The following is a 15,705-nucleotide window of genomic DNA, read 5'->3' on the forward strand; positions in this document are numbered from 1 at the left end:
TTGGGCGGGACTATCTCTAGCTGTGTGCTACAGGATGAAAACGCCTCAATGGTATAATAATCATTAAGGCAAAAGTAGAGAAATTTAAGCTTGAGGAGCTAGTTGCAAGACTAGAATAACATTGACGATGCTTAGTATGTCCAAACTACTGCAAATCTCATAGTTTAAACACCGTACTTAACTGTATCTTCAAGTTGGGAAATCCACACTAATTAAGTTTGCTTTTCCTTTTGTCTCTACATATAAAGATTGTTATTGCGATTATTTTAAACATTTGAATTTAAAAGAGCGATTACAAACTCATTTGAGTGAGATAGCACGAGAACGCGACCCTTACTTAGCAACGGCTGGGCATTTTTTTGTTCAAGAATATATTCGTCAACAATTTGCCCAATGGGGAAGTGTGGATTTCCACACCTTCCAAGTAGAAGGTAAAAATTGTCAGAATCTCATTTTAAATTTACCTGCCGAAGCTGTTGGGAAAAACAGAGATTTACCACTTATTTTAATTGGCGCTCATTATGATGCTGTACCTGGAACAGTAGGGGCAGATGATAATGCTACTGGGATGGCGGTGTTGTTGGAATTAGCTAGAAAATTTGCCACTGCACCAGCAAGATATCCCTTACGGCTGGTTGCTTTTGATATGGAAGAATACGGCTTGCTAGGTAGTGCTGAATATGCTGCCTTATTACGCCAACAACAGCAACCACTACGCTTAATGATGTCCCTAGAAATGTTGGGATATTGCGATGCTACTCCTGGCTCTCAAAATTATCCGCCACCGCTGGAACGTTTTTATCCAAATCAAGGTGATTTTATTGCTTTAATTGGTAATTTGCGGACAATTCCTGATTTAATTGGCATTAGTCGTAATATTCGTCAAGTTGGTATAGCCAGTCAATGGTTGCCAGTACCAAACAAAGGTTTAATAGTTCGTCAAACTAGACTGAGCGATCATGCACCTTTTTGGGATGCGGGATATCCAGCAATTATGGTGACAGATACTGCTTTTATGCGGAATCCTCACTATCACAAACCTAGCGATGCGATCGCCACTTTAGATTTAGATTTTCTCACAGGTGTCTGCGAAGGTTTAGAACTTGGTATTAGACGGTTATAAAACAGGAGTCAGGAGTCAGAATCCAGAATTCAGAATACTCTACCCATAAAGGATAGACTTTTAAACAATAAAAATATTTAATATCAGTTTTGTCCTCTAGGGACGAGGTTTTAAACCAATGTTCATCACCCAGTCTGACATTACAGAATTCATAAATTTATTCTGACTCTTGAATTCTTCAATTATAAAATTCAACGCTGGGAGATAAACTAATTAAATCGTCGATATTGCGTTTCATTGTATTACAAATTGCATCCAATGGTAAGTCATTAGCATCATAACCAAAAGGATTTTCTATTTCTAAACCAATAGCTTCAATACCAAACAAAGTAAAACTAACTAACGCCACAATTGGCCCTGTCCACCAACCAAGACTTTCAACCATTTGGAAAGGCAGTAAGAAGCAATATAATAATAATAATTGCTTGAGATGAATAGAATAGGCTAGCGGCATGGGTGTTTTTAAAATTCGTTCGCAACCACCTAAATTATCCACTAGATTATTTAATAATTCTTGAATAGATGTTAGTTGGTAGTTATTTAAGCAATTTCGGATGTTTTGTTTTTGCAAGTAATCTCCAATCCAGAAAGCTACCTCTAAAGGAGGATGATTCATATTTTTCAGTTTTTTGTATCTCGAAGGAGACATTAATTCTTCTAACTCACTATTGACGGGTTCTCCCCGCAAGTGCAATTTAGTTGTCACAGCAAAAGCTAACAACAAACGTAATGTAGCAATTTTTTCTTCTCTATCTCCTGGAGATTTTTCATCAATAGATACCCAAATTTGGCGGGCGATGTTTCGGACATTATTTACTATAGAACCCCAGCATTTTCTTCCTTCCCAAAAACGCTCGTAAGCAGTATTCGTGCGGAAAACTAGTAATAAACCTAAAACAATACTGGGAATAACACTTCCTAAAATAGGTTGAGATACAGGTTTTTTTAAGTTGTAGAGTCCGGCAACCAAAAAGCCGAAAACCCCAAACCAGAAAACACGTTGATAAATGGCTGCAATTACTGAACCTCGTAATTGTAAAGCCATTTGAAACCACTGTTTTTTTTCAAATACCATGCAGTTAACCTAATCGCGAACTTTTCACAATTTATAAATATACCTCTATAAGTAGCACCGATGATAACGGTGATTATATGCGAGATTGCTAGAGAGAATAGGTTGCTTGCTAAATTTACTCAGATATTTACTGTGCTAGCGATCGCTTGAAAATCATCATAGCAGTACATATATACTTTTAAGCTGGAAAAACTAAGTAATTTTAACTAGAAAAGAAGTCATCAGGCGTGGTTTAGCTCCAATTTTCTTCGCCTACTTTTATTGCTTTTTTATCGGATTTGGCGATCGCATACCTTTAAAGGTAGCGATAATAGCATTTAGCCAGTACTCATAAAGCTGCCATGACTTCTTCTCAACTTAGTAACCGATGGGAATTTTGGATTGACAGGGGGGGTACGTTCACTGATATTGTGGCAAAGCGCCCTGATGGACAGCTAGTGATTTACAAGCTACTGTCGGAAAATCCAGAACGCTACACTGATGCCGCAGTGCAAGGAATTCGAGAAATTTTGCAGATTCCGGCTAATGCGCCGATTCCAGCAAATGAAATTGCTGTGGTGAAGATGGGAACCACTGTGGCGACAAATGCACTGTTAGAAAAAAAAGGCGATCGCACCGTTTTAATCATCACTCAAGGATTTCGGGATGCGCTACGAATCGGTTATCAAAACCGTCCCGATATTTTTGCTCGTCAGATTATTTTGCCAGAAATCCTGTATGAGCGGGTAATTGAGGTAGAGGAACGTTACAGCGCCCAAGGAGAGGAGTTAATACCCCTAAACTTAGATGCTGTTCGTCCCCAATTACAAGCAGCATTTGATGATGGGATTCGTTCATGTGCCATTATTTTCATGCACGGATACCGTTATCCCGCACATGAAAAGCAGGTTTATCACCTAGCACGGAGTATTGGATTTACTCAAGTTTCAGTATCGCATGAAGTTAGCCCTTTAATGAAATTAGTTAGTCGGGGCGATACAACTGTGGTTGATGCCTACTTATCGCCAATTCTGAGGCGGTATGTGGATCGAGTAGCAAATCAGCTAACTAGAAATGACACAGGGACACGGGGACGCGGGGACGAAGACAAAGATGACACAGAGACACGGGGACGCGGTGAGGAAGTTGGAGTCTTGGCGGTGAGGCAGTCCGATCTTGAGGTCTCCCCAAGTGGAGGAACTGCCGAACCCGTAAGGGTTCCCGTCGAGTCCAAACTTCCGAACCCGAAGGGGGATGCGGGGAATTTATTAAAAGAACTCTCCGCGTCCCCCCATCTCCCCCTCTCCGCGTCTTCTTCATCTCCCCAGTCCCCAGCGAAGCTAATGTTTATGCAATCCAACGGCGGACTGACTGACGCTGAAAACTTCCAAGGCAAGGACAGCATTTTATCAGGGCCAGCTGGGGGAATTGTGGGGGCAGTCCAAACAAGTTTAATGGCTGGATTTCATAAGATTATCAGCTTTGATATGGGTGGCACATCTACGGATGTGGCTCATTACAATGGCGAATACGAACGCACCTTTGAAACTGAAGTAGCAGGTGTGCGTCTGCGAACACCGATGATGGCAATTCATACTGTGGCTGCGGGTGGCGGTTCGATTGTGCAATTTGATGGTTCTCGGTATCGGGTGGGGCCAGAGTCAGCAGGGGCAAATCCCGGCCCGGCTTCCTATTCCAAGGGAGGGCCGCTGACAGTGACAGATTGCAATGTAATAGTAGGCAAGTTGCAGCCAGAGTTTTTTCCTCAAGTGTTCGGCCCAAATGCGAATTTGCCACTTGATGCAGAGGTAGTTAGGCAGAAGTTTACACAGTTAGCAGCGGAAATTGCAGATAATCGCACGCCCGAAGAGGTGGCGACAGGATTTTTGGCGATCGCAGTTGATAAAATGGCGAATGCAATCAAAAAAATCTCTCTACAACGTGGTTATGATGTGTCGGAGTATACTTTGTGTTGCTTTGGCGGTGCGGGTGGGCAACATGCTTGTTTAATTGCCGATGCTTTAGGGATGAGGCAAGTGTTTATTCATCCCTATGCTGGGGTGTTATCGGCTTATGGTATGGGTTTGGCGGACGTGCGGGCGATTCGAGAAAAATCGGTGGAAGGTGTTTTGAGTGAGGGTTTGTTGCCTGAGTTGGAGTCTGTGTTGGCAGCGTTGGCAAGAGAGGGGAAGGGGGAATTGAACCACGGAGACGCTGAGGGCACAGAGGAAGAAGAAAAGATAGAGTTTTATCGCAAAGTGCATTTGAGATATGAGGGAACGGATGCACCTTTGATTGTGGATTTTGGCAATGTGGAAACGATGCAGAGTCAGTTTGAAGGGTTGCATCGGCAGCGTTATGGGTTTATTGCCTCAGAGAAGCGGTTGATTGTGGAAGCGGTTTCGGTTGAGGTTGTGGCAAAGCATGATGCGTCAGAAGAAACTGTATTATCACGTAGGGATGATAATGTACCTGTGGCAGTTGCAACTGTGCAGATGTACGCGGCTAGCGCGTGGCATAATACGCCAGTGTATCAGCGAGATGATTTGCAACCAGGAGATTGTATTTTTGGCCCAGCAATTATTGTGGAAGCAACGGGGACGAATGTTATAGAACCGCATTGGCAAGCCGAACTAACTCCACTTAATCATTTAGTACTACGACGACAAAAACAAAAATTACAACTCAGCACCCAGAACTCAGAACTCAGCACTCAAAAAGATCCTGTGATGCTGGAAATTTTCAATAATTTGTTTCGAGCGATCGCCGAACAAATGGGTATTACACTACAAAATACCAGTTCTTCTGTAAATATTAAAGAAAGGCTAGATTTTTCCTGTGCTATCTTCGACGGTTCCGGACAATTAGTGGCAAATGCACCTCATATCCCCGTACATCTGGGTTCTATGAGTGAAAGCGTACAAGCGTTGATTGCCACTTATGGCGACACCATCAAACCTAAAGATGTATTCGTCTCTAACAACCCTTACAACGGAGGTACTCATCTACCAGATATCACCGTTATCACCCCAGTATTTGCTAACTCTCGACTGCCTTGTACAGACGCGATTAATCGCGTCTCCAATCCCCATTTTCCACTCTTCTACGTCGCCTCACGCGGACACCATGCAGACATCGGCGGTATTACTCCGGGTTCGATGCCACCTAACAGTGCCAATCTGACAGAAGAAGGAATTTTACTAGATAATTTCCAGTTAGTTGATGCAGGAAAATTCCGCGAACAAGAATTAATACAGTTATTAACAAGCGAACCATATCCTGTACGGAATATTAATCAAAATATTGCAGATTTAAAAGCGCAAATTGCTGCAAACGAACGCGGCGTACAAGAACTGCTCAAAATGGTAGAACACTACAGCTTAGAAACTGTACAAGCTTACATGGGCTTTGTACAAGATAATGCTGAAGAATCTGTGCGTCGTGTAATTGAAGTTTTAAAAGATGGTAGTTTCAGTTACGCTTTGGATGATGGCAGTATTATTCAGGTTGCAATTACCATTAACAAAGAAAAGCGTAGTGCCAAAATCGATTTTACAAGTACTTCATCTCAGCAATTAAACAATTTTAATGCACCCGCAGCAGTATGTAAAGCCGCAGTTTTGTATGTATTCCGCACTTTAGTTAATGATGATATTCCCTTGAATGCAGGATGTCTAAAACCTTTAGAAATTATCATTCCTGAAGGCTCTATGTTGAATCCTCGCTATCCTGCGGCCGTTGTAGCGGGAAATGTAGAAACTTCCCAAGCAGTTACTGATACTTTATACGGTGCATTAGGTGTATTGGCAGCTTCCCAAGGTACGATGAATAATTTTACTTTTGGCAACGAACGCTATCAATATTATGAAACCATCTGTGGTGGTTCGGGTGCTGGCGCAGATTTTGATGGTACAGATGCAGTTCACACTCACATGACAAATTCGCGTCTGACAGATCCAGAAGTATTAGAATGGCGTTTTCCTGTTGTTTTAGAAAGTTTCGCAATTCGTTCTAATAGTGGCGGTAAAGGATATCATCATGGGGGAAATGGAGTAATTCGTCGCTTGCGTTTTTTAGAGAAAATGACAGCGGGAATTTTATCAAATCACCGGATTATTGAACCTTTTGGATTGTGTGGTGGTGAAGCAGGGAAAGTAGGGCAAAATTATGTTGAAAGAACTGATGGAACTGTGGAGGAATTAGGAAGTAAAGCTCTGGTAGAGATAAATGCTGGTGATGTGTTTGCGATTGAAACTCCTGGTGGTGGAGGTTATGGTGTTTCTGGTAAATAATGTCATCTATTTGATATATGAGGAATTAGCTAAACGCGAAGCCGAAAAAAAAGTTCGTGGGAAAAAAGCTCGTAGTCGTTTTGAACAAATTTGTCCTGAATTAATAGATGAACATTACAATTGGTTCATTACTATTGAAGCAAATTGTGGTGATTATTTTATCGATCGAGATATAGAAGTTGCTGAACAAAAAGCACGTCAAAAGTATCCTAGTGGCTGGCTTGTCACCTTCCGTCTTAATGAGACAGTAACTTGTGGCAGAATATGAACTCAGGTAAATTTGGTGAGATTGGAGAGCTAATTTTTGAAATTGATTTAATAGCTGTTGATGGAGAGCAATTTAGAATAGATGTTTTATTAGATATAGGCTTTACAACTGGATTCTTGTTACTTAATACCCAAGATGCTGGAAGTCTAGGTTAGTCTTTACTTGAAAGTAATCGCACAATCCAGATGGCAAGAGGTGAAGAGTTCTTTGACATCTATGAGGGAAGAGTTGTACGAAATCAACAAGAGTACATAATTCCTGCTGTAGCATCCTTGGAAATTCGCGAACCTTTACTAGGTTTGCAGTGGTTGAAAATTTTGCCACTGGCTGTAAATTTTTCAGCAGGAATATTGACACTTGGGTAAAAATAAAAAGGCGATCGCTCCTAGATCAAATTAAGTGCGGTGTTAACTTTTTGCATTTTTGTGCCAGATAAAATCAAATCCCGTGACTTTTACCAATCACCCAATTACGTCGGAAAAACCGAGCTAAAGCTGATTCTTCTAATGATAAATAAATTGGTCGTCCGTGAGGGCAGGTACGGGGGTTGCGAGTGCGTTGCCAATCATCCAAAAGTGTTTGCATTTGTTGCAAGTTCATCGGCGTACCGTTACGAATGGCACTACGACAAGCAACGGCGACTTGAGCGGTTTGTAAGTCGCCTCCCAAACTAAGCTCTAAAATTGCTTCAGCACAATCTTCTCGCTGCTGCAAGATTGCGGGAATATTACGAACAGCCCAGAGTTGTTCGCCAAAGGGTTCGATATCTAAATTGATGCGTTGTAATTGAGAAACTTGGGCTGGCGATAATTGATAAAGAATAATTGCGGGTTCGACGGGAATGAGTCGCCAGTTATCGCATAATTGCTCGTATAAAACTCGCTCGTGAGCGATGTGCTGTTCTACTAACCACATTCCCCCAGGATGTTCGGCAACAATATAAGTATTACTCACTTGCGCTACAGCTTTTAACGAGTGCTGAGGAGCCACTGCGGTCTTGGGGTCTCCCCAAGTGGAGCAAGTGGCGTTGCTGAGTGCTGAGTGCTGAGTCTTGTCTTCTCCATTTGAATTCTGAGGATTAAAGTTATAGTTACCTTTTTCTTCTGCTGCTTTGAGTAGTTTAGTTACTCGTGTTGTGTGGACAGATTCTTTAAGATTGGCGGCAGAAATTTGCAGTGCTTGGTTAATTGCTTGGGTAACTTGTTCTTGCCAATAAGTTAGTTCGTTGAGGTAAACTTCTGTTTTTGCGGGATTGCGATTCCAGTTGATTTGGTCGGGGGAAATGACAAGATGTAGGAAACAAACTGGATAGCGATCGCGTGGTAATGTTCTATGAAATGCTGCAAAAATTGTTTGCTCAAGTTCTGGTGATTTGATCGTCCGTCTATTTATAGCCACTCGCACCCAATCTGGACGACGGCGATGGCAACGGTCTGGTAATCCTACCACCAGCGACAGTGCTGAGTGTGGAGTAGAGACGCGATTAATCGCGTCTGTACAAGAATTGGGAGTTAGTAGGGGCGAACGGTTGTTCGCCTCTACAGAAGGATTGGGTATTTCGAGTTTTACTTCTTGTAAATCGCCTTGTCGGATTTGCGGTAAGATTTGGGGCAGTAGTTTTCCGACTGTGGCAGCGGGATAGATGGTTATCCATTGACGATCGTTTTGCCAAACTTGCCAAGTAACATGGGGATGACACAAGGCAATTTGTTGAATTGCCGCTTGCACGGCTTTCATTTGCTGTGCTGTTGGGGGTAAGCCTTGACGACGAGATGCACAATTGGCAAATAAATTAGAGACTGTGACAACTGTACCAGGAGCGATCGCAGTTGGTTCTACTTGCACGGCTTTGCCGCCATCACCATAGATAACCCGCCATCCGACATTGCCACTCGCTGGACGACTCAAAATTTCCAACTCTGCGAGAGTCGTTAAGCTGTGTAATGCCTCACCACGAAAACCCAAACTGTTGATTTTCCACAAGTCCGCACTAGAGCGAATTTTACTAGTACTGTGGGCTGAAGCTGCTTGTTGCAAGTCATCTAAGTTCATCCCGCAGCCGTTATCTGCAACGCGAATGCGCCATTGCTGCGGCCATAGGGAAACCACGATTCGCGTTGCACCTGCATCCAGGGAATTTTCTACCAATTCCCGCACTACAGATGCTAAAGAGTCGATTACCTCTCCAGCTGTAATCAGATAGACGACTTCTGTCGGTAAAGCTTGAATAGTAGATGCCATAAGTTACAGTCTAGGCGAGCAGCCAACCACTGAATAGAATAAGCAATTTTCTTGACAGTTCAATAGAAATTTTTATTAATTGTAAAGAATCCCCAATAGACTTACTTCGTGGGTGGTGATGCTGGTTGCTGGTCGCTAGGGGTTTGATGCACCAAGTAACCGAGGATAGCCGTCGCGACACCTGCCACAGTTCCGGCTACACCTTGGCCAATTAGCCCAGCGCCACCGAGCAGAGTTGACCCGCCGGCAATCAAACCTAGAATCGTGGTGATTTTGTTGAGTGTTTGCTGAGACATTTGAATCACTCCTGGTTATTTTGTTGATAGTATTCCCTAGCGAGAATTAGTATTCGTCATCACGAAGGACAAAACCAGCTTGCTTATTAAGAAAGCCGGCTAACTGTTTAATCAGTCCGCGCAAACGGTTAAACTTATGCTCTAAACGAGAATCAAAATCATGTATTCGGTATTCATAATATTCTTTCTTTCCCTGATACTCAGTGAGATGTATGTCTAACTTTTTCTCTGTTGTGTGTAATCTATCAACAAAATTATTTTTTAGTTCATCAACTGCGTTTAAAACATTAGTCTCAACGGCTCTGATTCTGGCGTTTATATTTGCTTCAACTTGAGCTAATCTGTAAATTGCTCCACAAACTAAAAGAAGTCCAGAAATAATAGTTAAAGCATTGTTAATATCAATTTTCATTGAATGTTAGTTTGATTATTCGCCTGTAAACTCCCAAATCTTCAAAGTGCAATCTTTAAAGTATTTGGGGACTTCAAAAGATAGTTTATAGTTGCTTGTAAAACTCAAGAAATTGATGATTACTGGAGTCAACAAAGAAATAAGACGAGACTCTCCAAGCGCCAAGCCTAACGACAATGGTACTGGGATAGCTTGATTTAAATATCCTGCTTTATACCAAGTTGCTTTAGCTGAAACACTAGAAACTTGAACTGCCACAACTGAAGATAAAAAAAGGTGGGATGGCTCAAACGGTGCTATCGGCTCAATAATACTCCCACCTGATATTGTTGCGTTTTTAGTGGAATCTAATATTAGATTCCACTTAGTTAGGTCACTAAAATCAGTCATTATTAGTCAACAATCATCTTTCTGGTTTCAATAACCGCACCAACTGGTTTACCGTTGAATTTACCTGCACCCTTCCATGTCAAGCCAACAATTCCACCATCAGCCGTTTTTTCTTCAATAGTGGCTGCTTTCAATCCAGAGTAGCGAACTCGTTTGATAGCTAACACTTTTTTAGTATCACTATCTATAATCTCAACTTCTGCCGTTCTGAGGATTCCGTGTAAAAGCAGGTCGCCAACATCTGTAAGGACAACTTGGTTGCCGTGAGTTGCTGTAACATCTGTGATACCGGTAGCAGTTTTCCATGTATTATCTTCGTAAAGTGTTTTTGCACCCCGAAAATAAAAGGTAAAGGGTTTTTCAGTGCCATCAAGAGCAAGCTGATTTCCTGTCACTGCTAATGTTGCGTAAAGTCCAGCCATATCAATTATTCCTATACTTAACTATGATTTTGAGGTGAAATTATTTAGACAAAATTACGATGGGTTTTGACGCTAGCTGACTTAACATACAAACTAGTAATCTGCTTGCCAATCATGTTTTTGAAAGGCTTTGTTGAGGGGCACATTACTGTTTTACGCTTCGTGATTTTGCCATCTTGTGTTGTTGCCAGCCCAACACTAATTTTGTGTGCTAAACCATTCTTTTCTAGTTCTGCAATCGAGGTTTGACGTAAGCTAGCTGGAGCAGGACTTGGCATATCAGAAAGTCCAACCATGTCCTTGATGCCTTCATAAACATTGCTATCAAGATGCAATGCATAATTAATGCCGTCGATTGTCAGTAAATAAGATTTCAGATTTGCCATACACTCAGTTCTCGTTGTCGCGCTTGTTACTTCGCATCTTAGGCTGTACAACGACTGCTGAACGGACTAGGAACCCTATAGGGTTCCTATAGCTGTGACTGCACAACGGTGAGTGTCAGTATTAACTACCTACGTTTAGAGCAGCAAACTCACCATTTGCTAGTCGCCCTACTAACTCATAAACCTTGTTTTCTGTTCCCCAAACAGTCATATATGCCTTGTAAGCTCGAACATTAATATTTGGTCGCCATACGGGGGCATCTTGCTGTTTACCGAGAATAGTTATTTGTGGTGGTGTGATTAAATTGTTGCGTTTGGGTGTGGTGGTTTTAAAAATGTTGTCATTCCAAGTTTTGTTGATACTTTGAACAACATACTTAGCCACTCTTTCGGCTTCCTCAACATCTAGACAATAAAGCTGTAGATGAAGACCGTCAACAGGTGAGGTGTACCAACCAATAACCTTACCTTTGTTAAAGTTAAATACATTATTGTTTGAAAAGAAATGTTGATAAACTAGTGAGGCAATATTGTTGATTTTTTCCAGTGTTAAAGATTCGCTGGTTTCATTCATTAACCGCCAGCCGAAACGTGCATCTTTAGCCTGTCTACCTCTAGGCACTGAGGCGAAGTCCTGACGCAATTCTATTGATACTTCAGGATGATACATCACCTCTGAATCAAAGATGGTTTTTGGTTGTCCGATAATAATCGGTTTGTCTTGAATTTTCAGAACTTGATGATAGAAGAATGATTGCCGTTGTGCAGCAATTTGCATGGAGTCAGTAGGAGTTATTAGGCAGAGATTTTTAGCTGCGTCTCGTCCAGCGTCAGCAGAAGTATCACCGAAATATGTATTTACTTCCGCATTGTAGGAAGTACCATTAATTAATCCTCTGCGAATCAATGCCCAGTTTCTCACGCCACTCATGTTAAATCTTCCCAGCTAAAAGTAGTTCCTGTTGCTTGCTGAATTTCTTGATTTCTTTGATTGGTTGCGTTAGTTATTGCCGTTTCTAAGTTAGTATTTAAAGTTGAGGTTTCACTATTGATCTGTTGCGACAATTGTGAGGCTGTTTGAGTAGATTGATTGTTAACTACAGTCAAAGCATCAGTAGCGGTACTGGCAGATAAATTAGCTAATACTCCTGCTTTAAGAGAGATGTGTTCTGGGGTGTACTTCCAGTTATTTTCTGATAGTATCCCATCATCTTGTAGGGCGTTGAAACCTTGCCCAACCATACTAATAGTTTGTTCGGAAGCATTGATTAAATTTGAGCCAATATCGCGCACTTCGTTCAACACATTTGCAAACGGGCCACCAGAAACACTAGTAATCGAACATTGTTGACCGTTAGTCTTGGCTATTTCTTGGAATTTCAGCGCTTCATTATCTTCAGTACCAGCTATCACCGATACATTTTTGTAACTATAAACTGGATTGTGATTTTCATCGCAGTGGTCGAAGACAATCACAGCAATAGTAGACATTTGCACTGGTTTATCCTGCTTATTTGCTTCATTATTCTTTTGATTATTTAATTCATTTCTCAATTCATTAATTTGCGATTGCAAAACTCCTTCAAAAGCAGAATTAACCGCAGTCGCACCAATTAAACCTGCTATTAGAGGATTATGTTCTATAGTTTCAAGTATTTTACTAGGAAGATTATTAACAGTATTTTGTAACTCAGTTTTGACAGATTGAAGCCCAGTTTCTAACTCATTTTTTAACACAGATGTGGGAGGTTCTACTGTCGGTGGCTTTACAGTATTAGAAACAGTTTCTATTTCTAATTTGGACGAATCTGCAAGATTGCGAATTTGAGTAGCCGCAGAATCGGTAATTTCTTTAATTTCAGCTTCGCTGGCATCAGTGATTGCTTTCAGGTCTTTTTGTAAAGCATCTTCTATTAGTTTTATTTCTGTTTCAGCGCTATTGACCGCATCTTTGACCTCTGACTTACCAGCGGCTACCGCATCTTTGACCTCAGATTTACCAGCAACTACTGCATCTTTGACCTCAGATTTGGCACTGCTGACTGCATCTTTTACCTCTGACTCACCAGCAACTACTGCATCTTCTACTTCTGATTTGGCACTGTTGACCGCATCTTTGACCTCTGACTTACCAGCAGTTACTACATCTTCTACTTCAGACTTTGCATTATTGACCGCATCTTTGACCTCAGATTTACCAGCGACTACCGCATCTTGCACCTCAGATTTAGCACTATTGGCTGCATCTTTGACCTCAGTCTTACCAACAGTTACTACATCTTGCACTTCAGACTTTGCATTATTGACCGCATCTTTGACCTCAGATTTACCAGCGACTACCGCATCTTTAACCTCAGATTTGCCAGCACTAATCACATCTTTAACTTCAGTTTTAACAGTGTTGCCTACTGCTTCTACTCCAGTTTTAGCAGTGCTACCTATTGCTTCTACTTCAGTTTTGGCAACACTACCTATACCCTCAACTTCAGTTTTAGCCACGCTTTTAACGCTGCCTATTTCTTCAACTGCAACACCTAAAAATTCCGTAAGTTCTTTAATTCCTGCTGCAATCGCTGTAGCAATCGCAGCAGGAAGTATAGAGCCGATTATTCCCTGAATTGCTGGCCCGGCAAGAGCTAAAAGTTCCGGCAATGCGAGCGCCACTAGTCCCGCCACTAAATCCGCAATTACCAAACCAATGATTTTGGCTTCTAAATATTCAATTCTGCTATCTTGCTCTGCGTCGTGAAGTTCGTTTTCTACAATTCTTTGATTGACTTGGTGTATTTGTGCTTGCAAATTATCAATTTGTGATTGCAATTGGTTGCAGCAATCGCATTGATGACCAGAGCAACCACTAATACCTGACAGTGAATTAATGAGTGATTGCCCAGCTTGCGACATTAACAAACCTCACTCTTAATTTTGTCAACTAATCCTTGAATACTGTTGTATTCGCCTTGCTCAATACACACATGCCCATCCGGGCAAAATGTTGTTGGGTCTACACATTTTTTTCCCTCAGCGCAAGCGCCGCCATTTGCACAAACTGCTTGACAATCTTCGAGTGAATTGTACAATCCTGGGGTGTTATAAGTGGTTTTAGGTATACATTGCCCGTTTAAACAATCGTATTTATCAGCGCGGCACGTTGCACAACTGCCACTGCTAGTGTAACCAGAGGTAGGAGTTTCATCGGCAACAGCATTAACAGTTGCGGTGCTTGGCTGATAGTAATATCCGTTGCCACCAACATTACTACCATCAACAAATAGCCATACTCCACCGTTGCCAGCACTACGAAATTCTGCAACTTCTCCACATGCAAAAAATTCGTAGGAATTGTTATCAAATCCTTTGCCGCTGAAACGCCAACATTTAGTAGTCATATTTTTTAATCAACCTTAAACAGTGTTCGGGTCAAATGTTGGTGCGGTATAAGGTCCATAGAACCGCTCTGAATACTGGAATTGAGTTTTAGCAATTCCATTTCGAGTTATTGGAGAAGATATTGTTAAATCACTTGTAGCCATTACTGAAGCATCTGTATTGGCAGTTATCCAAGCGTGAGCAGTCGCTACAATCGCTCCATACAGTTCTAATGCTGTTGGGTTAGCACTTGTTAAAGCTGGTAGAGAAGTTAGGGGAATTTCTAAAACTTTGGGAGTTCCCGAAAATGTTGAGTTTGCCCCAAATAAATCAGTAATTGCCGGCTGAGACATAAAACGAATTTTTATTGAAGTGAATAAATCCGTTTTATGCGGAAAGTAAAAATCAGTAAATGTTCTACTTTTATGTAGAAGTGGTATATCCTCTGATGGCGTGTAACCATTGCCAACAATAGGATTGAGCAAATATTTACTATTAGTGAATATCTACAAAATTCCGTTTTTACCTAATTAAGAGGTAAAAACGGAACATCTAAAGTTCAATTTCTTATATGGCTAAAAATAACAGAAAAGGAAAAGCAGCTGTCATTAGTGATAGTGACTTTGTAAAAATTCGCAAGCAAGTTAAAACTGATAAGTATAAATTACTTTTAGACCTTGGTTGGTACACAGGTGAGCGATGGGGGGCACTCATCAAGTTAAAAGTGAGCGATGTTTATGATGCTAAGGGCAAGCCTAAAGATGTGCTGGTTTTTCCGGCCATCATTCGCAAACATCGACCAGATGGCACAGCTGACACGGTAGAAATTGCAGTGCATGAAAATTTACGAGAATCGCTCTCTAGGTTTGTACCTGGGGACTCGCTGTGGTTATTTCCTTCGCGGTGCGGTGAAAAGCCCATTACTTGGCGAAATGCCTATGACATTCTCAAGCGGGCAGCTGAGAATGCCGGAATGGGGACTAGGGGAATTTCAACTCACACTACCCGCCGGAGTCTAGTCAACCGATTGCGAAAAAATGGTGTTGATAAAGCTGTGATTCGCAAAATCACCGGACACCGCGATAACAAAGGCTTAGACCCTTATTTAGAAGTTGACATCGACGAGGTTCGGGCGGCGATCGCAACCCTCTAAAAGAAAGACAATTCATACCAAGTGCGAATATGCTGATGGCACAAGAGAATCTGATCGGATTTGCGATCGCCTCTGAAAGCCTTCTGCGCGATCGCATTTTTCGTTTTCACCCACTTATCGCTACTCACTAGCAACAATAATTTTGCTTTTAAACACTTTTCGTGGATGAAGCAACGAAAAATCAATACTTTTAACCCTGTGCGCGTGGCCCCAGGAATGGCGATCGCCCAAAACCTGATTATTGAGAATGCCTGACACTAGAGGGGTGGGGAAGATGAGGGAGATGAGGGAGATGAGGG

General features: G+C 41.7%; 18 protein-coding genes. 6 read left to right on the forward strand and 12 right to left on the reverse strand.

The features are described 5' to 3' along the window. The first annotated feature begins 274 nt into the window (after positions 1–274). A complete protein-coding gene (locus tag I8752_RS22750; protein WP_214434535.1) occupies positions 275–1,123 on the forward strand; it encodes a M28 family peptidase in 849 nt (282 codons plus the stop codon). Positions 1,124–1,301: 178 nt separating this feature from the next. On the opposite strand, the gene I8752_RS22755 is transcribed toward I8752_RS22750, so the two are convergent. After that, positions 1,302–2,198, reverse strand: a complete 897-nt coding sequence (locus I8752_RS22755; RefSeq protein ID WP_214434536.1) for a bestrophin family protein — start codon at positions 2,196–2,198, stop codon at positions 1,302–1,304. Between the two features lie 341 nt (positions 2,199–2,539). On the opposite strand from I8752_RS22755, the gene I8752_RS22760 reads away from it, so the two are divergent. Genes I8752_RS22760 through I8752_RS38465 form a run of 4 tightly spaced genes read left to right on the forward strand, consistent with a single transcriptional unit; the run spans position 2,540 to position 7,102 of the window. After that, the gene (locus tag I8752_RS22760; RefSeq protein WP_214434537.1) at positions 2,540–6,469 is read left to right on the forward strand and encodes a hydantoinase B/oxoprolinase family protein; all 3,930 of its coding nucleotides are present in this window, start codon (positions 2,540–2,542) and stop codon (positions 6,467–6,469) included. Then, positions 6,450–6,737, forward strand: a complete 288-nt coding sequence (locus I8752_RS22765) for a hypothetical protein (protein WP_225895845.1) — start codon at positions 6,450–6,452, stop codon at positions 6,735–6,737. Before I8752_RS22760 ends, I8752_RS22765 begins: the two co-directional genes overlap by 20 nt. Beyond that, positions 6,734–6,892 (forward strand): hypothetical protein, encoded by a 159-nt coding sequence (locus I8752_RS38460; RefSeq protein WP_318780883.1) that lies wholly within the window; start codon positions 6,734–6,736, stop codon positions 6,890–6,892. Before I8752_RS22765 ends, I8752_RS38460 begins: the two co-directional genes overlap by 4 nt. A gap of 30 nt (positions 6,893–6,922) precedes the next feature. Further along, positions 6,923–7,102, forward strand: a complete 180-nt coding sequence (locus I8752_RS38465; protein WP_318780884.1) for a hypothetical protein — start codon at positions 6,923–6,925, stop codon at positions 7,100–7,102. A 73-nt stretch (positions 7,103–7,175) separates the two neighbouring features. On the opposite strand, the gene mutL is transcribed toward I8752_RS38465, so the two are convergent. The 10 genes from mutL to I8752_RS22820 all read right to left on the reverse strand — a co-directional run bounded on the left by mutL (position 7,176) and on the right by I8752_RS22820 (position 14,606). Then, positions 7,176–8,978 (reverse strand): DNA mismatch repair endonuclease MutL, encoded by a 1,803-nt coding sequence (mutL, locus tag I8752_RS22775; RefSeq protein ID WP_214434538.1) that lies wholly within the window; start codon positions 8,976–8,978, stop codon positions 7,176–7,178. A gap of 101 nt (positions 8,979–9,079) precedes the next feature. Beyond that, complete coding sequence (locus I8752_RS22780; protein WP_214434539.1) at positions 9,080–9,274, reverse strand: hypothetical protein; 195 nt, start codon at positions 9,272–9,274, stop codon at positions 9,080–9,082. A gap of 46 nt (positions 9,275–9,320) precedes the next feature. Further along, positions 9,321–9,686 (reverse strand): hypothetical protein, encoded by a 366-nt coding sequence (locus I8752_RS22785; RefSeq protein ID WP_214434540.1) that lies wholly within the window; start codon positions 9,684–9,686, stop codon positions 9,321–9,323. A gap of 15 nt (positions 9,687–9,701) precedes the next feature. Beyond that, positions 9,702–10,076 carry a hypothetical protein gene (locus I8752_RS22790; protein ID WP_214434541.1) on the reverse strand — a complete coding sequence of 125 codons (375 nt, stop codon included), beginning with the start codon at positions 10,074–10,076 and terminating at the stop codon, positions 9,702–9,704. A 2-nt stretch (positions 10,077–10,078) separates the two neighbouring features. Continuing rightward, entirely contained in the window at positions 10,079–10,498 is a 420-nt protein-coding gene (locus tag I8752_RS22795) for a hypothetical protein (RefSeq protein ID WP_214434542.1), read from the reverse strand. 44 nt (positions 10,499–10,542) lie between these two features. Further along, a complete protein-coding gene (locus I8752_RS22800) occupies positions 10,543–10,884 on the reverse strand; it encodes a hypothetical protein (protein ID WP_214434543.1) in 342 nt (113 codons plus the stop codon). A 121-nt stretch (positions 10,885–11,005) separates the two neighbouring features. Further along, entirely contained in the window at positions 11,006–11,815 is an 810-nt protein-coding gene (locus I8752_RS22805; RefSeq protein WP_214434544.1) for a hypothetical protein, read from the reverse strand. Continuing rightward, positions 11,812–13,788 (reverse strand): hypothetical protein, encoded by a 1,977-nt coding sequence (locus I8752_RS22810; RefSeq protein ID WP_214434545.1) that lies wholly within the window; start codon positions 13,786–13,788, stop codon positions 11,812–11,814. The genes I8752_RS22805 and I8752_RS22810 overlap by 4 nt, the downstream gene beginning before the upstream one ends. Then, positions 13,788–14,273: a hypothetical protein gene (locus tag I8752_RS22815; RefSeq protein WP_214434546.1), complete on the reverse strand. Its 486-nt coding sequence runs from the start codon at positions 14,271–14,273 to the stop codon at positions 13,788–13,790. The genes I8752_RS22810 and I8752_RS22815 overlap by 1 nt, the downstream gene beginning before the upstream one ends. A gap of 15 nt (positions 14,274–14,288) precedes the next feature. Continuing rightward, on the reverse strand, positions 14,289–14,606 hold the full coding sequence (locus I8752_RS22820; RefSeq protein ID WP_214434547.1) for a hypothetical protein: 318 nt from the start codon (positions 14,604–14,606) through the stop codon (positions 14,289–14,291). Between the two features lie 218 nt (positions 14,607–14,824). On the opposite strand from I8752_RS22820, the gene I8752_RS22825 reads away from it, so the two are divergent. Next, positions 14,825–15,406, forward strand: coding sequence for a tyrosine-type recombinase/integrase (locus tag I8752_RS22825; protein ID WP_214434548.1), 582 nt, complete (start codon positions 14,825–14,827; stop codon positions 15,404–15,406). Here I8752_RS22825 and I8752_RS38145 read toward each other — a convergent pair. Next, on the reverse strand, positions 15,403–15,534 hold the full coding sequence (locus I8752_RS38145; RefSeq protein ID WP_263985895.1) for a hypothetical protein: 132 nt from the start codon (positions 15,532–15,534) through the stop codon (positions 15,403–15,405). The genes I8752_RS22825 and I8752_RS38145 overlap by 4 nt on opposite strands. Positions 15,535–15,705: the final 171 nt, after the last annotated feature.

The sequence above is a fragment of the Dendronalium phyllosphericum CENA369 genome (assembly GCF_016056275.1).
Taxonomy (GTDB): Bacteria; Cyanobacteriota; Cyanobacteriia; order Cyanobacteriales; family Nostocaceae; genus Dendronalium; species Dendronalium phyllosphericum.